Genomic DNA, 18722 nt, shown 5'->3' with positions numbered 1-18722 from the left:
ATGTGGAACACGCCATGTCCCGGCGGGCAGGTGGCGCCGGCCGACATGCGCTGGGCCCCACCTGAGAGCACGGATCGACCGGCAGGGCGCGGGCTTCGCAGAAGCACTCGGCTCCGGCCACTTCGAAACGCGGAGGTGACGGCGACGACCAGCAGCAGGCCCATCGTGTCAACGATCACGGGTCTCTTCCGTCCTGTCGTTCGCTTGCCCGCGTCAAATCCCCGCGCCTCGCCGCCCTCTACTTCCCCTCGCTGTCGGCCCGCACCATCGTCTTCAACGGCATGCTGACCACCGGCCAGCTGGAGCCCTTCTTCCCCGACCTCTCCGACCGCCGCTTCGCCTCGGTGCTCGCCCTGGTCCACTCCCGGTTCTCCACCAACACCTTCCCGGCCTGGCCGCTCGCGCACCCGCTGGTCTTGATCGGCGGGGCGTCGATCACGGCGGCCGACGGCTCAGGATCCCGCCCGGCTTCCCGGCTTCCTCCCGCACCCGCCGGCGAACGCGTCGTGGATGCGGTCCCAGGTGCCGTCCCGGCGCCATTTGGTGAACCAGCGGTGGGCCGCGTCCCAGGGCATCAGGTCGTGCGGGAGCATCCGCCACTGGCAGCCCGAGCGCAGCACGTAGAAGATCGAGTCGAGGACCAACCGGTCTCCGTACTTGCGCACCCCGCGTCCTTTTCGCAGGTCACGCACAGGAAGGAGCGGCTGGTTGATCTCCCACGTCTCATCGGTCAGGCTGGACGGATGGCGCGGGCCGCTGACGGCCTCGGAGTTGTCGCACTGGCACACACCGCGTGATCATTCCGGGGCCGTCGCCATGACCGAAAGGCAGATCGCAAGCGTCACGCATCACGCATGAACAGCCACCCGACAGGCTCTCAGGCGTGCTGCCCGTCCGTTCAGCCGGGCAGGAGGTCCCAGGCGAGCAGCGCGGCGCCGAGGCAGCCCGCCGTGTCGCCGAGAGCGGCGGGGAGGAGGGCGGGGTGGTGGGGATGATGGGTGAGGCGTGCGTCGAGGGCCCCCGCCAGGGGGGTGAAGAGGAGGTCTCCGGATTCGGCGAGGCCGCCCCCGAGGACCAGGGCGCGGGGGTCGAGGAGGTGGACCCCGATGGCCAGACCGTCGGCGAGGGCGGCGATCGCGTCGTCCCAGACGGCCGTGGCGCGGGGGTCGCCCCGGCGGACGGCTTCGGCCGCGTCGGCCGCGGTGGCGCCGGGATCGCCGCCGGCCTCGGCCCAGGCGCGGGCGACCGCTGAGGCGGAGGCGACGGTTTCCAGACAGCCGGACTGGCCGCAGTTGCAGGCACGGCCGCCGCGCCGTACGACGATGTGGCCGATTTCGCCGGCCGCGCCGTGGGCGCCGGCCTCGAACCGGCCGTCCATGCCGATGGCGGCGGATATGCCGGTGCCGAGCGCGATGAAGAGGAACCGGTCCAGGCCGCGACCGGCGCCGAGGCGGGCTTCTGCGAGGCCGCCGGTGCGCATGTCGTGGCCCACGGCAACCGGGATGCCGCCGAGCCGGTCGGTGAGCAGTGTGCGCAGGGGCACGTTCCGCCAGCCGATGTTCGCGGCGTACAGGGCCGTACCGGTGGCCTCGTCGACGAAGCCCGGTACGCCGACGCCGATGGCCACCGCGGGGCGACCGTACTCCCGTTCGCCGTGGTTGCGCAGGTGGACTGCGAAGTCGACGAGGGCGGCCACGACCCGGTCGGGGCCGGCCGCGGCGGGGGTGGGGCGGCGTTCTCGCAGCAGCAGGGCGCCATTTTCGGCCATCAGGGCCGCCTTCATGCTGGTGCCGCCGACGTCGAGGGCGATGACGTGTCTCATGCGGTGACCTTGAGTACGAGCCCGTCGGGGGCTGGGAGGCAGGTGATGGCGCGCAGGTCCGGCACCCAGGCGGTGAGGGGCTGGGCGGATCCGCGAACGGCGTCGCCGAGGCCGATGGGCTGCATGCCTGCGGCGAGGGCTGCGTCGATGCCGGCGGAGGCGTCCTCCACGACCGCGCACCGGTCGGGTGCCGTGCCGAGGAGTTCGGCGGCGCGGAGGTAGCCCTCGGGGTCGGGCTTGCCCTCGGTGATGTCCTCCGCCGCGATCAGGTGGGCGGGGCGCGGTACGCCGGCCGCGGCGAGGCGGGCCCGGGCCACTTTTCCGGTTCCGGAGGTGACGACGGCCCACCGGTGCGCGGGCAGCGCCGCGACCAGGGGGAGCGCGCCCGGGACGGGGAGGAGTCCCGCGACGTCGCACTCCTCGCGGCGGGTGATGCGGGCAGCTTCCGCCTCGGCGTCGAGGTGCGGCGCGACCAGGCGGACCAGGTCGATGTCGCGCCGGCCGTGGGAGAGGGCGACGCAGGTATCGGGGTCCAGCCCGTGTCCGGCCGCCCATTCACGGAGGATGCGCTCGATCAGTTCCATCGACCGGACGAGCACTCCGTCGAGGTCGAACAGGACGGCGTCACAGCGGATTTCGGTCACGGGTTCCTCACCGCACCCACCGCATCCCCCATCGAGAAGCGGTCGGCCGCGCCGTTGTTGCCGACATGGAGGGCCGCCGTCAGCCGGTCGGGGCCGAAGAGGAGGGTGGCGGCGACCGTCTTGCCGAGCGCCGTCTCGTCGTGTGCGCGCAGCGCGGCCAGGTGATCCGCCGCCAGGGCCGGGTGGGACACCTCCAGTACGGTGGCGCTGGGGAGCACCAGGCCGAGCAGGTGGCGCACACGGGTGGCGTGGTAGTCCGAGGTCACCACGGTGACCCGGCCGGCGCCGCGCAGGCGTACGAACTCCCTGAGGAACAGGGCGTCGTCCGAGCTGTGCCGGGTCTCCAGGCAGGCGGCGTACTCGTCGTCGCGCATGCCGTGCTCCTGAGCCAGCCAGCGTGCGCAGTGCCTCCAGTGGGGCTCGTCGCTCGTGTTGAACTGGGCGCCGAAACCGCCGGTCAGCACGAGGCGGGTGGGGGTGTCGGCGGTGCGGACCGCCGTCAGTGCGGCCAGCGAGCGGTCCTGGGCCATGACGCTGAGCGCGCCGCGGTCGTCGTTGGGAGCGGCGAGGACCGCGACCACGTCGGGGCCGGGCGGGACCGGGGTCGTGGTGTCGGCGGCCGGGTGGCCGAAGGCCTTCGCGAGGTGGGCGAGGTAGGACCGCATGGCTGGTCCCCGCGCCGAGCCGTGGGCCCGGGCGAGGGCCGCCAAGTCGCCGCGGATCGTGACCCGGCCGGACATGACCAGGCCCGTACCGGGGACTGCGGCGCCCCGCGCGTCGCGCAGGGCGTCGTACGGGACGGTGAGGCGGACGGCGGCCGCCGGCGAGTCGCCCCACCAGCGGCCTGCCGCGTCGGACGGGCCGAGGACCAGGCCGAAGGAGGCGCGGGGCTCTCCCCCCGGGCCCTCCACGATCACTTGTACGTCCAGGGCACCGTCCGTCGTGCCCGGATCGGCAGGCGGAAGCTGGCCCAAGGCGTCGGAGTAGAAGTCCACGGCACCTTCAATCGTTAGGACTGCTTGGCGAACTGACGGTAGTGCAGGACCGTCTCCTCCATGTCGGAGCTGCGGAAGTCCGGGTGCCAGCCGAGCTTGTCCCAGCCCTCGCCCTCGGCCACGAGGTCGGTCTTGGTCTCGCCCTTGCGCATCGGCAGGTACTCGATGCCGGCCTTGGACCCGGTGATCTCCAGGACCATCTCGGCGACCTGGTTGACGGTGAAGGCGACGCCGGTGCCTCCGTCGAACACCTCGCAGTCGCCGAAGTCCAGGGCGTCGGCGAGCATGCGGCCCAGGTCGGCGGAGTGGACGAGGTCCACGGTCTGGGAGCCGTCGCCCCAGACGGGGATGGGCTCGCCGCTCCACGCCTTGAGGGCGAAGGTGGGGACGATCTTCTGGACGCCGTAGTGCTTCTGGCCGGGGCCGAAGGCGTTGAAGGCGCGCACGTGGCTGACCGGGACCTGGAAGTTCTCGTGCCAGGCGTACGACAGGTTCTGCGCACAGAGCTTGGTCGTCTGGTACACGTTCTTCCACACCTGAGGCATGGTGATCCCGACGAAGCGGGCCTCGTTCTTGCGGCAGGCCTCCAGCACCCGGTAGGCGCCCTTGACGTTGACGTCGATGGCGGTCTCCACCATGTCGAACAGCTCGTCGGTGCCGAGCACGCCCGCAAGGTGGATGACGCCCTCCACGTTTTTGAGCGAGGTTTCGAGCTTGTCCTCAAGGATGTCGATTCCGGATGCCCGGTCGATGGCGAAAGCTTCGTGCCCGTTTTCGCGAAGGTACTCGACTGCGTAGCGCCCTATGAATCCGTCGCCACCCGTGACAGCGATGCGCATGGAACTCTCCAATTGCCTTGTCGTTTCGAATCCCGGGGAGGGAGTCGATCATCGCCATGCGGTTGCATAGGCAATCTGCAAGCCGCTCGATTCGACGCTAGACGATCTCGTCAGGTTCTCGCCAGAGGGCTTTGAAGGTTGGCCGAAAGGGCTCTTTGTGGCGCACATCACTCCGCAGAATGGCGCATTTCGTGATAGCCATGGCGCACCATCCGCAACGAATGGACGCATCGACTCGGATAGGAAGGAAGAGGGCCCCGATGAAAAACGATCGAACCTTGATTCGGCCGGTCGGAAGGAAACTCAGCCAGGCTCCCGGGTTCCCGTCAGCGCTGGCCGCGTTCTTCCTGATCGGGATCTCACAGTCCAGCACCGGGCCGCTGCTGCCCCTCTTCGAGGAGCGTTTCGGAGCAGGGGCCGGCGGCGCCTCCCTGCTGATCACCTCGTATTTCGCGGGTGCCCTGGCGGCCATGGCTGCGATGTCGGCCAGCCGCATGCCGGAGAGCCGGATCATTCTTCCGGCCGCACTCGTCTATTCAATCGGCTGTGGCGGCGTATTCCTCGCCGGGGATCTCTGGCTTACGGCCTCCTCCTGTCTCTTTGCAGGCTTCGGATCCGGAGTGCTCGTCCTCGCGGTGAACAGCATATTCGCCCGCCAGAAAGAGGGGGTTTCACTCGTAAATCTGGTCAACGGAATGTTTGCAGCCGGAACCATCGCTGGTCCGCTTATAGCGAGTGTTTCCATCTCCACAGGGAGGCCTTACGGGTTTCTCGTCGCGGCTGTCGGGGCTCTGCTGTGCGTGCGGGTACGACGGGTCGCAGAATTCCAAGCCGGTCCCGCGCACACGGGCATGGACACTGGCACGGGTGCGGGTACCGGTACCCGTACAGCCGAGGAGGGTCGGCCGGGGGCGGCCCGCAGCGCATCGTTCGTCGGATTCTTCCTTCTGTACGCGCTCTACGGCGGAATCGAGACCGGAATCGGCAGCTGGGCGGCGAAGCACATCGTGCACGAGGGGTTCACGGATTCCTCGTCGGCGCGCGTCCTCGCCGTCTTCTGGGCCGGCACCGCGCTGTCGAAGTTCCTGATGGTGCCGCTGGCATCGCGCGTCGCCGCGCCCAGGGTCGTCACGATCGGACTGCTGGGAACCGCCGGCGGGCTGCTACTGGCGACCGCCCCCGGCATGACCCTGGCCGGCTACTCGCTGGCGGGTCTGTTTCTCGGGCCGGTGTTCCCGACGGGCCTCGCCTGGATCGCGAAGGCGGGTGGCGACCGGCGGACGACAGGGCTGGCCGCGTCCTCTTCGATGGTGGGAAGCATCGTGTTCCCGGCGGCCACGGGCTGGCTGGTCGCGGTACAGGGGCCGGGGCCGGTCCCCGTGGCGATCGCGGGGCTCGCGGTGTGCGCCGCGATAGCAGCGCACCGAGCTGCCGTGGTCCGTGCGTGAGGCAGGCGCCCCGGCCTAGGTAAAGCAAGACCGTTCGTGGTCACTGCCGTCCCCTGGTGAACGTCATTCGGCATTGGGATCTCCAGTCCGTACGCGTGTCCACCGACCGCAAGGGTGATCGAGGCCGGTGGCCCCAGCGTTACCGAGAACCCCTGCCCACTTCAACCCCGTTCTCGCGGAGCAGCGGATCCCAGCCAGGTAGGCCCTGTCCCCGCCCCCGGATCTCCCCGACTCCTCCACAGGAACCCCATGGTCCGGATCACCGGCAAAGCGTCTTCCCGCCGTTGGATGCGCTTGCTCGGCGCATCAGAGGCTTGCGATCAGGGCGCGTACCGTTCGTCGTCCACCGGACCATCCCACAAGTCGCAGTCAGCGCTGAGCAGTTCGACGCGCACATCGGCAGCAAGAGGGCGCACGGCCGCGGCGAGGTCCTCGGATCTGATTCCGCCGCTCACGGCAGCGATTCGGCCCCGGCCACATGCGGGACACCCCGTGGGCCTGCTTCACGCCAACAGCCCTCGACCAGCACCAGCCGGCCTCCCGGTCGCAAGCGAGTCACCCAGTCGCGCAGCGCGGCCTCCGGATCGGGCAGCGTCCACACCAGGTGCCGCGACAGCACCACATCGAACCGCTGTTCCCCGCGGCGTTGCTTCGGTTTACACACTCAACCTGGTCGCTTCGGTCTACACACTCGGCCTCGCGGACTTCCGGGGCCGGGGATCAGTTCGACTGAATGGGCTCAGCCCAGGGCCAACCAGTGGATACCCAGCCGGGCGAGCTGCTCGGGCTCCTGGGCGACCAGCGGTTCCCGCCCGGTGGCCTTGCGCAGCAAACGCGCCTGGCCCCACCCGAGGGCGTTGGCACGGGACGCGCCATCCCCGAGCAGCAATCCCAGCACCAAGTCCGCAGCCGACGGAGTCAGCCACGGCTCAACCATCAAAGCGTCGGACAGGTCCAGACCGTGAACGGCGACCTCCACGACACGGGTGAGCAGGAAGTCGCTCAGCAACATGTCATCGCCATGGCGAGTACGCACCACGCGATCGTCGCGCTCACGCCTACACCGGGCCTCGACACCGCGCCACACCTTCGTGAACTCCGCGGCCAGTCCACCGTCGGGTACGTCGTCAACGCGCTGACGTCCCAGGGCGATTCGGGTGGTATTGGTCGCCGCATCAAAACGGTGATCGGGACGGTAGTACTCGGCCGCCGAGCACTCGGCCCGTTTCGGCGCCTCGGCATCGAGCATGGCCGGAAGCCAGCCCACCACGACGCATACATGACCCAACAACGCGCGCACCGACCACGGATCGCACCGCGTCGGACGATTCCAGTCGGAGTCGGCGACCGCTTCCAGCCCCCGACCCATGGCATCGCACTCCGCTGCGAATCCATCCAGCACCCGCCCCAGATTCATGGTGATCAAACTACCAACCCGTGCCGGCACCAGCCCTGGCCCGGTGTTCGGATAGACCGGTGATCACCGGCATCGTGCGGCTGCGCGTCTTCATCAGCCCCGAAGGCCGCCATAGCAACATCCCTGGCCCGTCGGCTCCTCGGCGTCTTCATCCAGGAGGCTGGCGTCAGTCCGACGCGGCTTCGCCGGGGTCGGGATCGACGGCGCTGGCTGGAGTTCTCGATGAATTGCGAGGGAGCCGGCTGGCTCCTCGATGCCCGCCTGGGAGGCTACCGCGACTCGGCGAACGCAGCCTCGCCTAACCGCTGGCCAGCTCCACCGGCCCGGCGACCTGGTTGTCAACGCCTCGAAGCGAGGCACCACCCCGATAACCCACCCTCCGGCCGAGTCCTGGCCGAGGCCGGCTTCATCCACACCGGCACCACGGCCCAGGCCATCGATCAGGGGACCGTCGTGGCGTACAGAAACACCAGGACGGTCCTGGCATCGGGCTCGTCGCTCACAGGTAGACGTGCCCGCGCCCGGCCGTCAGGAAAGCCACCAGCGCTGGGATTCGCCTCCCGTGCAGGTCGTGAGGTGGACGAGGCCGCTCGCCAGCCGGGCCAGGCAGGTGTGTGTGACGGCGTTGATGATTCTCCGGGGGTTGGACTCGTCGATCAACCACGTGGCCGCCCGGTCCGTTGCCAGGCATGGCTTCATGACCGACTGACCGTTGCGCGCGGTCAGACACAGTCCGCTGCCCTGGTTCCGCAGCGCGGTGTACTCCAGAGCGTCGTCCCAGTACCACTTCTCGTAAGCCGAGGTGTTGCACTGGAATACGTGGATGCCGTAGTCCGCCTGATAGGCCAGACACGCCTCGATCCCCGCATAGTTGGCGAACCTGGTCCTCAATGGCTCGGCACTCGCCGGCCCGCTTCCGAGACCGGCTGCCAGAGCTGCGACCGCGGCTACGGTCGCCCACCGCTTGCCTCGCATTTCACCCCTCGCGTACCTGTGACTGCGCGACGTGACCCTGCGGTCGCGATGCTACCCAGCACCGACCCCGCGCAACCCGGCCAGAGTGCAGGAGCCGGCCCCGTCACCGGGTCGGGTCGGCTGTCGGGGCCGATCTGATCCGCTCGGCGTTGCGGAAGGACGGCCGCTCGTCGTCGACCGTCCACCCCCTCCCGGCCGGGCTCCGATCCTCATCGATCGCGGCCGGCGCTACGCCCGCCGCTCGGCGCGCACCGGCGCCTTCCCGAGCCCGCCGGCGGTGCCGTGAGCCAGCCGTCGACGATCGCGAGGTCGAAACCCGCCATCCGCTGCCCGTACAGCCGCTCCCCGCCCGCCAGCTTGCCGCCTGGTTCGGCGGCTCCCTGATGGGCGCGGTCGGGCTGAACGGTGCCGCCGAGGAGCAGAGTGGCGGCGACTGGCAGGTGGGTGCCCGGATCGCCGGTTCGGGCTGGTCGAAGTGGGCGCCGCTCGACGCGGCCGCGATCGCCGCCGATCTGGTGGGGAGCAGCGGGCTGCTCGCCCCGAACGCGGCCCGGGTCGTCTCCCAGCAGGGCGTCGCCGCCCTCCACCCTCGCCAAGACCGCCTTGACCGGGGCCGTGCTGGCCGCGACCGCCTACACGCGCATGCTGGGCAAACCCGTGGAGACGAAGAAGGCGACTGGCGGCCTGCTCGTCCTCAATGCCCTCCATGGCGAGCAGCAGCGTCCCGCGGAGCAGCTGCAAGGCATGTGGCAGCGGTACCGCCAGCTCGCCCCCCATGCCGCCCGGACACTGACCCGCTCGCGCCACCAAGCAGGTGGCTGTCCCTAGCCCTCGGAGTGGCGTCTATGGGGCATGAATCTGGCGACCTCGCGTAATCGGGAGTCGCGTATTCCTCCGTTGTTGAGTGCTCATGGTGACCGTGAGTGGTCGCCAGGGGCATAGTGACGCCAGGTTCCTCCGGCCTCGGCGGCGAGCTGGGCGGTGGTGTCGTCGTGGTAGCCGAGCATCCGGGCGACCACCGGAGCCGGGGCCTGGAGGACGAGGTGGCGGATCGCCGCGGTGCGTCCCGCTGGGTCGGGAAGGCCAGGTGACGGAGTCGGAATTCCAGAGTTTCCGGGGTCATGGGCTGTCCAGCCCGGCGTCCGGGGAAGAGCCATCGGGAGTCCCGATTGGTCGCGGTCATGATGTTCGGCCGCTGTCCCAGGTAGTCCAGCAGCATCCCGGCGAGGGGGGCAGGGACGGGCGACGGCGGATCGCCGAGCCGGACCAGGACCTCGCCGTCCTCGTGCCGGACGTCATCGGTGCCGAGCCGGGTGATCCGGGTGAGCGGCTGTGCGTAGAGAAGGACGAGCACGGCGGCGACGCGGTCCTGGAGCGGCACGTCGTCGCGGTTCACGATCGTTCCCCCCTTCTCCGCCAACCCGTGGTGCCAGCCCAGGCGGGAGCGGTGAGGGCCCGGCGAGCGTAGGGGCCACGGCGGGCGATGTCTCGGCCTCCGGGGGAGGGGGACGGTGACGCCTCCTCGGGCCGCGAGCAGCACGATCGGCGGCGGGGCAGGATCAGCGGCCGTGCTCGGGGGCGTCGTGGACGGTCAGCGCTCCGGCGAGGTCCAGGTCGGTGGCGGTGCCGTTCGCTCCGGCGCGGACGAGGAGCACCGCGCCGAGCGCGGTGCTCCAGAACGTCCTGGTCTCCACGCTGAGCGGTCGGCGGGTTCGCCAGCCGCGACTGTCGACGAGCTGGCCCATGAAGCGTTCGGACTGCCGGAACAGCAACTGGAGGTGCCGGTCGACCACGGGGGCGAGTTCGGGCTTGGAGACTGCGGCGGCAAGCGCCTGCGCGACCGATGGAAGCGAGGGCATGGCCAAGACGGCACGGGCGATGTTGCGCCGGAATGCCACCGGATCGGCGGCCTGGCGACCGATGCGTTCGATCCGCCGGGCATCGTGCAGCAGGCCGAGGAAGGCGGCGTGCACGAGTAGCGAGTCCTTGGAGCCGAAGTAGTAGGTGACCTGGTTGGGGAAGGCGCCTGCTGCCTTCGCGATCTCCGCGACGCTCACCTCGGCCCCGGACCGCTCTTCGCTGAGCCGCGCTGTCGCCTCGATCAGCCGGCGCCTGGTCTCGCGACCGCGGTCTCGCGACGGGGCCGATTTCGGTCCTGGCTCGGTTCGCTTCTTCTCCACCTCTTAATTGTATGTGATACAACAAGGCGTGTTTACTTGTACCGCATACAAGAAAGGTCAAGGGAAGATGCACCGCACTGAAGTCGTCGTGACCGGACTCGGGGCGATCACCCCGCTCGGTGGAGACGTGGAGTCCACCTGGGATGCTCTGCTCGCCGGCGAGTCCGGCATTCGCGGCGGCGTTCTGCCATGGCACGAGGGCACCGGCCTTCCCGCCACCATGGCGGGCACCATGGCGGCCGACCCGGCCGAGCGGCTGCTGCCGGTGCAGGCCAGGCGGCTCGACCGCTCGCAGCAGGCAGCCCTCGCCGCGACGGCCGAGGCCTGGGCCGACGCCGGTGCCCCGGAGGTGGACGCGGACCGGCTCGCATCGGCCATCGGTACGGGCATTGGTGGCGTCGGGACGCTGCTCAAGCAGGACGACGCACTGGAGGCAGCCGGGGTAAGGCGCGTGTCGCCGCGCACGGTCCCCATGCTCATGCCCAATGCGGCGGCGGCACTGATCAGCATCGAATACGGCGCGCGGGCTGGGGTCTACACACCCGTCTCGGCGTGCTCCTCCGGCGCCGAGGCGATCGCCCTGGGCGCAAGGCTCATCCGAGCCGGCGAGGCGGACGTGGTCATCGCCGGCGGGACCGAAGCGGCCATCACCCCTGTCACCGTCGCCGGCTTCACCCAGGCACAAGCACTGTCGCGGTATACCGGCGACCCCGCCTCGGCGTCACGGCCGTTCGCTGCGGACCGCAGCGGCTTCGTCATCAGCGAAGGCGCGGCAGTCGTGGTGCTCGAAAGCGCCCAGCACGCCGTCGCCCGAGGCGCCCACGTCCACGCGGTACTCGCCGGCGCCGGCATCGCCGCCGACGCCCACCACATCACCGCACCCGCTCCCGACGGCTCCGGCCAGATCGCGGCCATGCACAAAGCCCTCGCGCAGGCCGGCCTGGCCCCCGAGCAGATCAGCCACATCAACGCCCATGCCACCGGAACCGAGGTCGGTGACGTCGCCGAGGCGCGCGCGATCGGCAAGGTTTTCGGCCGCGCCACCGTGACAGCGCCCAAGGCGGCCCTCGGCCACCTCTTCGGCGCCGCCGGCGCCATCGAAGCCCTCATCGCCGTCCTCAGCGTGGAGCACGGCGTCATCCCGCCGACCCGCAACCTCACCGCGGCCGGCGTCGGCGCCGACATCGAGCTCGATGTCGTGGTCGAGCGACGAGACGTCCCCCAAGGGGCTGTACTCAGCAACTCCTTCGGCTTCGGCGGCCAGAACGTCTCACTTATCGTCACCCACGCACGGCGCTACACATCTTGAACCGCCTCGACCGTACTGACCGCACCATGACCTGCCCGTGCGGCCATCCGCCCCGTGATCGCCCTCGGCAATCGGCACCGGACATCCGGGGCGCCCTCGCGGGACGGCTGCCCCGGCTGCGTGGGGGCGGGCTACCCTGACACTGGCCTCCGCGCCGGGAAGGTCGGCTGGATGCTCGAACACCAGCGGCTGACGGGACTCACTGCCATTGGATGAGCACGGGGCCGGGCCATCGTCGTGCCCTCGCCGGGCGGGGCCGACTCCTGCGAGGCAATAAGGTCCGGCTGCCGATCAGGTTGTGAGGAGCGCATGCCGCCGCGCCCACAAACCGGGATCACCATTCACCCCGCGCATGTCGAGTACCGGAGCAGCTCCCGGCGTTACGCGCACACGGACACTCCGGGCAGCGTCGACTTCGTCGGGAACATGAGCGCGGGTGCGTCCGGGGCGGACGTGGGGATTCTGGTGGTGTCCGAGGCGGACGGGCCCATGCCGCAGACTCGTGAGCACATCGTGCTTGCCCGCCAGGCCGGTGTCCGGCACATCGTGGTCTTCCTCAACAAGGCGGACCTGGTCGACGACGCCGAGCTGAGCGAACTCGAAGAGATGAACACCCGCGACCTGCTCGCCACCTACGACTATCCGGTCGACGACACACCGGTCATCCGAGGGTCGGCTCGGATGGCCCTGGAGGGCAAGGACGACAAGGGGCTGGGGACTTCCGCGGTCAGGAAGCTCGTGGAGGCCCTGGACTCCTACGTGCCCGAGCCCGTCCGGGCCACCGACCGCCCCTTCCTGATGCCCGTTGTGAGCGCCATCGCCGCGGCCGGCGGTGCCCTCGTCACGGGCTTCGAACGCGGCACCGTCAAGGCCGGGGAGAAGGTCGAGATCCTGGTCGGCGACACTGCCCGGACCGCCTCCTGCGCCGCCATCCAGACGTGCGGCAAGGACCTCAAGGAAGGCCGGCCCGGAGATCACGTCAGCGTCCTGCTGGAGAACATCACCCCGGCCGATGTCCGCCGAGGAGCCGTTACTGACTTCGGCTTGTCAGGGTGGCGTTGGGTCGTCGAGGGTGAGGCCGGTGCCGGCTATGAAGCCGTTGAGGGTGTGGGGTCGGTACTGAAGGCGTTTGAGGCGGTTGCGGACGAGGGTTTCGAGCCGGTCGAGGGCCATGACGGCGAGGTTGGCCAGGCTGCGCTTGACGTGCGCCCACACCCAACTCCACTGGGTTGAGGTCGGGCGAGTAGGCGGGCAGCAGGAACACGGTCAGCCATGCCCGCTCGGCGACGAGGTCCCGCATCCTGCGGGAAACATGGGTGTTCAGTCGGTCCCAGATCAGCACGATCGGGGCTCTGACCAGCTGATGGACGCCGTCGACCAGTGCGATGAAGTCCTGCTCGCTCATGCTGCGGCGTGCGCCTTTGCCCGCTCGGTGGGTCCGCAGGCGGTGGCACAGCCGGGTCCGGGAACCCGGCCGCATCGCGATCAGCCCGGCCACCGACAGCCGTCCCGAGCGCCGGCCGCTGACGGTCACGACCGGGGTGCGGCCACGTCGGCCCCAGGTCCGTCCCCGGGGCGGCCTGCGGGTGAAGCCGGCTTCGTCCTCGAAGCAGACGTAGCCCCCGCAGGCCGCCCGGGCCCTTTTACCTCCGCCCAGGTCGCCTCCCTCCACGCGGTGACGGCCTGCTCGTCCCGTTCGGCGGCCCGCCGCGCGGGCACCTGCGGGCTGAAGCCGAGCCGGTGCATCAACCGGGTGGCACCCGAGACGCTGTAGGAGACGTGGAACTTCCGCCCGATCAGCGTGGCCACCCGCGACGCGGTCCACACCTGGTCCTCCACCCACCCGTGCGCCGCCGGCCCCTCCTCCAAAAACGCCGCCAGCTTCTCCAGACAGCGGGGGGACAGCCGACACCGCGACCCGCTCGGACCACGCGAGGCCAGAGCCTGTATACCGCCGTCCGGCCACAGTTGATGCCACTGATAGGCCGACTTCAGGCTCACCCGCAGGCGCCGCGCAACCTCCGGCGGCTTGATCTGCTGCTCGAACAGCTCAGCCGCCTGCATCCGCACTGACTCCCGGTGCCGGCGCCCCGCAGGGGTCAGCCCACCCCCATCCGCATACCTCACAGGCAAGGAGATACAGGCAACATCCGCACCTCGTCATCGGACTCCGAAACACTTCACCCCGACGAGCTGAAGTCGGTACTCGACGGGCTCGAGGCCACCCGGCTGGTCGCCGGCCCGGGCGTCGCCGACCCGCTGGCCGTGGTCGTCATCACGACGTTCGACCTCGACGAGTACGTCTACGGCGCGCTGCGTGCCGGCGCCCGCGGATCCCTCCTCAAGGACACGGGACCGCACCTTCTGGCCCAGGCCGTACGGTCGGCGTCCGGCGGTGAGGCGCTCATCGCGCCCAGCGTCACCGTCCGTCTGCTGCAGGCATTCGCGGACCTGCCCGCCGGCCGGCCCGTGGCCCAGCCGGTCTCCCCCGTCACCGCCCGCGAGGAGCAGGTGCTCCTCGCCGTCGCTCGCGGGCTGACGAACACCGAGATCGCCGATGCACTGCACATCAGCCTCAGCACGGTGAAGACGCATCTGGCCAGCCTGATGGCCAAACTCGGCGCCCGCAACCGGGTCGAGATCGCGATGTGGGCCTACGAAACGCGCCGTATCCTCCCCGGAACCTGAGCCGGCTGCCGGGCCATGTCCCATGAGTCCGCGCCCGGACATCAGTGCACCGGTCGGCTCACGTCGGCTCCCCGAGCCTCACCCGCCCCAGAGCGTGACGTACCAGGAGGCCGGAACCGGGACGGTGGGACACCCGATACGACTGTGAGGATGTTCAGGTGCCGCTTCGGGCGGTGGCCTGACTCGCGATACGACTGGCCCTGGTGCCTTGAGTTTGATCTGTCGGCCACTGCTCGGGGCGGTACTTGCTGCCGCCGCGCAGGGGATGTGTCCCGACAGGGGCCTTTGCGACAGGCACCGTCACAGTCTTGACCGCCCCCGGCCCGGCGACGGCCACCGGTTCCCGAGGCGATCAGGAGACGAGCGACCTTGAACAGCATCACGCAGTCCGCCGCCCCGTGTCACGTCCCGGTGGACGCCGAGGACGTCCTGCTCGGCGTGGACACTCACAAGGACGTCCACGCCGCAGCCGTCATCACCGTGCTCGGTGCTGCCCTGGACGGTCGCAGCTTCCCCGCGACCGCCGATGGCTACCGGCAACTCCTCGACTGGGCACGATCATTCGGCGTGCTGAGGCGGGCCGGCGTCGAGTGCACCGGATCTTACGGAGCAGCCCTGGCCCGTCACCTGCGCGCCGAGGGCATCGAGGTGACCGAGGTCAACCAGCCTGACGAAGCCGCCCGACGTCGTCATGGCAAGACCGACGCCATCGACGCCGAGGCCGCGGCCCGTGCCGTGCTGACCGGACGCGCCACCGCCGCGGCGAAGACCGGCGATGGCCCAGTAGAGATGCTCCGGCTCTTCAAGCTGGCGAAGGGGTCTGCGATCAAGTACAGGACCCAGGCGATCAACCAGCTCAAGAGCGTCCTCGTCTCAGCTGACTCCGCCCTCCGCGAGTCGCTGGCCGGGCTGAGTAACCCGCACCTGTTCAAGCGGTGCGCCGACCTCGACCCCCAGCAAGCGAGCGGGCCAGCCGGGGCCGCCCGTCACACCTTGAGGCTGCTGGCCCGCCGCATCCGGCACCTGACCGAGGAGATCGACGAGCTCGACAAGCTGATAGCCGAGGCTGTCGAAGCCAGCACCCCCGGTCTCCTGGAAGTCCGTGGCGTCGGCCCGGAGAGCGCCGCTGCCCTGCTCATCTCGGCCGGCGACAACCCGGAGCGACTCCTCAGCGAGGCATCCTTCGCAGCCTTATGCGGCACCAGCCCGGTCGAGGCCTCTTCCGGGAAGACACAGCGCCGCAGACTGAACCGCGGCGGCGACCGCCAGGCGAACGCCGCCCTCTACCGGATCGTCCTGAGCCGTCTGCGCTGGGACGACCGCACCCGCGGCTACCTGCAACGACGCCTGACCGAAGGCAAGACACGCCGCGAAATCATCCGCTGCCTCAAACGCTACGTCGCACGAGAGATCTACCGACTTCTCGTTCCAGCGAAGCCTCCGGCTGACCAGACAGGACCTGCCGGATCCGCCGCTTGACATCCATAGGGGCATCAAGACTCCCGCAACGCCGGCAGTTTCCGCAGGGCACGGGCCCTTCCTAGCTGCTGTGCCTGGAGATGCTCGGCGATCCAGCCGGGCAGCGGCACCACTGGGACGTCGTGTACGACCAGGTACGGCAGGCCGCCCACGAGGGAGCCGGGGCCGCCCGTCGGCCGACGGTGCCGGAGGGCGGAAAACCCGTTGCTGGGCGGCGGCGGCCTCCCCGTAAGCTCCGCGCATGAGTGCGAGGAATTCCACGGTCCGTGCGGTCAACCGGCTGACCAGCCGCTGGGCCGAAGCCGCGGTCGCGCCCGACGGGCGTACCGGAACCGTGCTGACCGCCGCCGGGGTCTGGCCGCTGCTGGCCCTGTTGGCGGACGGGGCGGGCGGCCGGGCCCGGGCGGAACTGGCCGGGGCGCTCGGCATACCGGCGGACGGGGCCTCGGCTGCGGCCCGGGAGCTGCTGGCGGCGCTGGGGCGCGTACGGGGTCTGGAGGCCGCCGCCGGGTTGTGGGCGCGGGCGGACCTGCCGCTCGATCCGGAGTGGGCGGCCCGGCTGCCCGAGGGGGCCCGGGGTGTGCTCACCGGCGACCGGGCCGCCGACCGCAAGCTGCTCGACGAGTGGGCGACCGCGCGGACGGGCGGCCTCATCGAGCGGATGCCGGTCCAGCTGACCGAGCACACCAGGCTGGTCCTGGCGTCCGCCCTGGCGCTGCGGCTCCGCTGGATACGGCCGTTCCAGGAGTGGCCGGGAACCTACCCGGAGGGTCCGTGGGCCGGCCGGGAGGTCCTGCGGCTGCTCCGTACGACCTCGCTGCTGCACCGCGTCCGGGTGGCGGGGACGCCCGCCGGGCCCGTCACCGTGCTGGAGGTGGTCGGCGACGCAGGGGTGGACGTCCACCTCGTTCTCGGCGCCCCGGACGCCGCGGCCGGGCGGGTGCTGGCCGGCGGCATCGCCGCCGCGACCCGCTCCGTGCCGTGGGTGGACGGCTTCTCCCTGCCCGAGGGGACGCCCGGACCGGGACTCCGGGTGGGCGTCGGGGCGGCGTACCGGCCCGGGCCGCGGCTGAGCGTCGACACCGTCGCCTTCTCCGTCGACGCCGAGCACGACCTCCTGGAGCACGCCGGGCTGTTCGGCCTGGAGACGGCCCGCACGCGCGCGGCCGCCGGACACTTTCCCGGGGTCAGCCCCGACCCGCTCCTCATCGAGTCGGGCAGCCAGTCGGCCAAGGCGCGGTTCCACGCGAAGGGCTTCGAGGCGGCCGCCGTCACCGCCTTCGGGGCGGCGGCGGGCAGCTCGCCAGCGCCGCCTCCGTACCGTGTACGGACCATCGACGTCCGGTTCGACCGGCCGTTCGGCTTTCTCGCCGTGCAGCGGTCCTCCGGGCTCGTGCTTGCCGCGGGGTGGGTGGCCGAGCCGCTCGCCTACGCCGAAGCGGAGTACGAGGAGGAGCACTGGGACGACGAGGACTGGGAGGACGAGGAGCGGGCGTAGGCCGGGGGATGAGCGGGCGGTGCTGCCCTGCCACGGAGTCGCGCCGGCTCGGGTGGCTCATAGGGGAGAACCAGCACCACTCCGCGGTGAACCCCCTGCTGCAGACCGGGGCCAGGCGCGTGGTCGTCGCTCCCCTGAGGCCGAGGCCGAGGCCGAGGCAGAGCCCGTCCTTCGTCGTCCGGCGGACCGAGAACAGGGCCGCCTGCCGGTCCGGCGGCAGGTTGCCCAGTGCGATCAGCGCGGGGGCCTGGGCCAGCGCCTGCTGGAGTGCCGCCTGCTTCGCCGACCACAGTGCCCGTACGGTGCCCTGCACGGCCTCCGTCGGGAAGCCGGCCAGGGTCCGCGCCGCCCGCAGGGCCGCCCCGGCCAACTCGGCGGGCGCGGCCAGTTACGAGACCAGCCCGATCTCGTACGCCAGGGACACCCGGGCGGCCTCGCCGAACGGTATCCGCTGGGCCGTGTACACGGCCTCGTAGGCGCTGACCATCCCGTACGAGGTGTGCGGGTCGAAGAAGGTCGCCGTGTCGGACGCGATGAGGAACTCCGCCTCGCCCAGCAGGTAGAACGCCCCGCCGCAGGCCATGCCGTTGACGGTCGCGTACGGCTTCGCGGTCCGCTGGCGAGGACGTTGGCCAGGGCGTCCAGGGCGGCCGTCATCTCCTTCCACCACGCCTCGGGGAGGCCGGGGTCTTCGTCGAGGATGGGCGCGGGGAGGCGATGGGGTCCGGCGCGTACGCGTACAGCTCGGCCCGGTACACGTACGTCTCGGTGGTCCAGTCCCGGATGCGAAACAGGCCAGGACGCGGTACCGAGGCAGGGAGGGTGCGGGAGGTGGACGGGCCGGTCCACAGCTTGCCGCCCTCGGTGCCTGCTTCCGCGCAGACCACGCGAAGCCAGTGTGGACCGGCGGCCGCCGACAGGGTCCGGCCCCGGTGCCCCCACACCCGGCGGCCGGTGGCGCGCGGTCCGTTGCCCGCACAGTTCGTCGTACGCGTGGCGCGCAGGCCGAACCGGTTGGCGGCGTGCCGCTGGGCGGCAAGCATCCGGTCGGCGGTGGCGGGGGTGGGGGCGTCGAACACGCGCGGTACCTAGCTCGGGTGGGAGACGGCGGCCGCGTCCTTGGATACCAGCTCGGTGGCGAGCGCCGCGACCTGTTGCACGGTGAGGCCCGAACGCTCGGCCAGTCCACTGGCCAAGGTCGGCTACGGCCAGTACCTGCGCTTCGTCGCGCCCCTGATGGGGGTACCTTTCGCGGTCGTCGGTGGATTCCTGATCCTGGGCGCCACGATCGGCTGACCGGTGGGCAGCACGCCACCGGTCAGCACACACGTCGAAGGTCCCCGGCTGCCCCCCGGCGGCCGGGGACGCGCCGTCTTGTGCGCTGCCGAGCTCCGCCGGCCCCGCAGACGGGCGGCGTAGTCGTGCGGC

At 70.7% G+C, this 18722-nt stretch carries 14 protein-coding genes and 6 pseudogenes; 8 read left to right on the top strand and 12 right to left on the bottom strand.

All coding sequences use genetic code 11. The annotated features are described in order from the left end of the window. Positions 1-230: 230 nt before the first annotated feature. Positions 231-410, top strand: a pseudogene (locus ACZ4VL_RS06985) (hypothetical protein); the annotation flags it as partial. 42 nt (positions 411-452) lie between these two features. On the opposite strand, the gene ACZ4VL_RS06980 reads toward ACZ4VL_RS06985, so the two are convergent. The 5 genes from ACZ4VL_RS06980 to ACZ4VL_RS06960 all read right to left on the bottom strand — a co-directional run bounded on the left by ACZ4VL_RS06980 (position 453) and on the right by ACZ4VL_RS06960 (position 4300). Next, positions 453-788: a transposase gene (locus ACZ4VL_RS06980; RefSeq protein ID WP_468196775.1), complete on the bottom strand. Its 336-nt coding sequence runs from the start codon at positions 786-788 to the stop codon at positions 453-455. A gap of 110 nt (positions 789-898) precedes the next feature. After that, entirely contained in the window at positions 899-1822 is a 924-nt protein-coding gene (locus tag ACZ4VL_RS06975) for an ROK family protein (protein ID WP_468196772.1), read from the bottom strand. Continuing rightward, a complete protein-coding gene (locus ACZ4VL_RS06970; RefSeq protein ID WP_468196770.1) occupies positions 1819-2466 on the bottom strand; it encodes an HAD-IA family hydrolase in 648 nt (215 codons plus the stop codon). The genes ACZ4VL_RS06975 and ACZ4VL_RS06970 overlap by 4 nt, the downstream gene beginning before the upstream one ends. Next, entirely contained in the window at positions 2463-3461 is a 999-nt protein-coding gene (locus ACZ4VL_RS06965; protein WP_468196768.1) for an ElyC/SanA/YdcF family protein, read from the bottom strand. The genes ACZ4VL_RS06970 and ACZ4VL_RS06965 overlap by 4 nt, the downstream gene beginning before the upstream one ends. 14 nt (positions 3462-3475) lie before the next feature. Then, positions 3476-4300, bottom strand: coding sequence for an NAD-dependent epimerase/dehydratase family protein (locus tag ACZ4VL_RS06960; protein ID WP_468196766.1), 825 nt, complete (start codon positions 4298-4300; stop codon positions 3476-3478). 260 nt (positions 4301-4560) lie between these two features. On the opposite strand from ACZ4VL_RS06960, the gene ACZ4VL_RS06955 reads away from it, so the two are divergent. Beyond that, complete coding sequence (locus ACZ4VL_RS06955; RefSeq protein WP_468196764.1) at positions 4561-5748, top strand: MFS transporter; 1188 nt, start codon at positions 4561-4563, stop codon at positions 5746-5748. 320 nt (positions 5749-6068) lie between these two features. Here the strand turns inward: ACZ4VL_RS06955 and ACZ4VL_RS06950 are convergent. The 3 genes and pseudogenes from ACZ4VL_RS06950 to ACZ4VL_RS06940 all read right to left on the bottom strand — a co-directional run. Continuing rightward, positions 6069-6388: pseudogene (locus ACZ4VL_RS06950) on the bottom strand (class I SAM-dependent methyltransferase); the annotation flags it as partial. Positions 6389-6487: 99 nt separating this feature from the next. After that, complete coding sequence (locus ACZ4VL_RS06945) at positions 6488-7165, bottom strand: maleylpyruvate isomerase N-terminal domain-containing protein (RefSeq protein ID WP_468196965.1); 678 nt, start codon at positions 7163-7165, stop codon at positions 6488-6490. 528 nt (positions 7166-7693) lie between these two features. Beyond that, complete coding sequence (locus ACZ4VL_RS06940) at positions 7694-8056, bottom strand: RICIN domain-containing protein (protein WP_468196762.1); 363 nt, start codon at positions 8054-8056, stop codon at positions 7694-7696. Between the two features lie 410 nt (positions 8057-8466). On the opposite strand from ACZ4VL_RS06940, the pseudogene ACZ4VL_RS06935 reads away from it, so the two are divergent. Beyond that, positions 8467-8968, top strand: a pseudogene (locus ACZ4VL_RS06935) (hypothetical protein). Between the two features lie 731 nt (positions 8969-9699). Here the strand turns inward: ACZ4VL_RS06935 and ACZ4VL_RS06930 are convergent. Beyond that, positions 9700-10320 carry a TetR/AcrR family transcriptional regulator gene (locus ACZ4VL_RS06930; protein WP_468196759.1) on the bottom strand — a complete coding sequence of 207 codons (621 nt, stop codon included), beginning with the start codon at positions 10318-10320 and terminating at the stop codon, positions 9700-9702. Positions 10321-10387: 67 nt separating this feature from the next. Between ACZ4VL_RS06930 and ACZ4VL_RS06925 the strand changes: the two genes are divergently transcribed. Together ACZ4VL_RS06925 and ACZ4VL_RS06920 are read left to right on the top strand one after the other, a co-directional pair. Then, entirely contained in the window at positions 10388-11629 is a 1242-nt protein-coding gene (locus ACZ4VL_RS06925; RefSeq protein WP_468196757.1) for a beta-ketoacyl-[acyl-carrier-protein] synthase family protein, read from the top strand. Positions 11630-11938: 309 nt separating this feature from the next. After that, positions 11939-12382: pseudogene (locus tag ACZ4VL_RS06920) on the top strand (GTP-binding protein); the annotation flags it as partial. 294 nt (positions 12383-12676) lie between these two features. On the opposite strand, the pseudogene ACZ4VL_RS06915 reads toward ACZ4VL_RS06920, so the two are convergent. Further along, positions 12677-13756 (bottom strand): annotated as a pseudogene (locus ACZ4VL_RS06915) (IS630 family transposase). Between ACZ4VL_RS06915 and ACZ4VL_RS06910 the strand changes: the two are divergent. From ACZ4VL_RS06910 to ACZ4VL_RS06900, 3 genes are all read left to right on the top strand, one after another. Next, positions 13709-14317, top strand: coding sequence for a LuxR C-terminal-related transcriptional regulator (locus tag ACZ4VL_RS06910; RefSeq protein WP_468196754.1), 609 nt, complete (start codon positions 13709-13711; stop codon positions 14315-14317). The pseudogene ACZ4VL_RS06915 and the gene ACZ4VL_RS06910 overlap by 48 nt on opposite strands. A 369-nt stretch (positions 14318-14686) precedes the next feature. Next, complete coding sequence (locus tag ACZ4VL_RS06905; RefSeq protein ID WP_468196752.1) at positions 14687-15796, top strand: IS110 family RNA-guided transposase; 1110 nt, start codon at positions 14687-14689, stop codon at positions 15794-15796. Between the two features lie 241 nt (positions 15797-16037). After that, positions 16038-17294 carry a serpin family protein gene (locus ACZ4VL_RS06900; RefSeq protein ID WP_468196749.1) on the top strand — a complete coding sequence of 419 codons (1257 nt, stop codon included), beginning with the start codon at positions 16038-16040 and terminating at the stop codon, positions 17292-17294. A gap of 181 nt (positions 17295-17475) precedes the next feature. On the opposite strand, the pseudogene ACZ4VL_RS06895 reads toward ACZ4VL_RS06900, so the two are convergent. Both ACZ4VL_RS06895 and ACZ4VL_RS06890 read right to left on the bottom strand, forming a co-directional pair. Beyond that, positions 17476-17892: pseudogene (locus tag ACZ4VL_RS06895) on the bottom strand (enoyl-CoA hydratase-related protein); the annotation flags it as partial. A gap of 55 nt (positions 17893-17947) precedes the next feature. After that, positions 17948-18373: a hypothetical protein gene (locus ACZ4VL_RS06890; RefSeq protein WP_468196747.1), complete on the bottom strand. Its 426-nt coding sequence runs from the start codon at positions 18371-18373 to the stop codon at positions 17948-17950. Positions 18374-18722: the final 349 nt, after the last annotated feature.

The sequence above is a fragment of the Streptomyces sp. NPDC029014 genome, from assembly GCF_055564695.1.
Note: the sequence above shows the minus strand (reverse complement) of the source record. Positions and strands in the feature narration are given on the sequence as shown.

Coding starts and splice junctions, on each gene's coding strand:
- ACZ4VL_RS06975 (WP_468196772.1), bottom strand. CDS start 1,822: ATGAGACACGTCATCGCCCTCGACGTCGGCGGCACCAGCATGAAGGCG.
- ACZ4VL_RS06960 (WP_468196766.1), bottom strand. CDS start 4,300: ATGCGCATCGCTGTCACGGGTGGCGACGGATTCATAGGGCGCTACGCA.
- ACZ4VL_RS06955 (WP_468196764.1), top strand. CDS start 4,561: ATGAAAAACGATCGAACCTTGATTCGGCCGGTCGGAAGGAAACTCAGC.
- ACZ4VL_RS06945 (WP_468196965.1), bottom strand. CDS start 7,165: ATGAATCTGGGGCGGGTGCTGGATGGATTCGCAGCGGAGTGCGATGCC.
- ACZ4VL_RS06925 (WP_468196757.1), top strand. CDS start 10,388: ATGCACCGCACTGAAGTCGTCGTGACCGGACTCGGGGCGATCACCCCG.
- ACZ4VL_RS06900 (WP_468196749.1), top strand. CDS start 16,038: ATGAGTGCGAGGAATTCCACGGTCCGTGCGGTCAACCGGCTGACCAGC.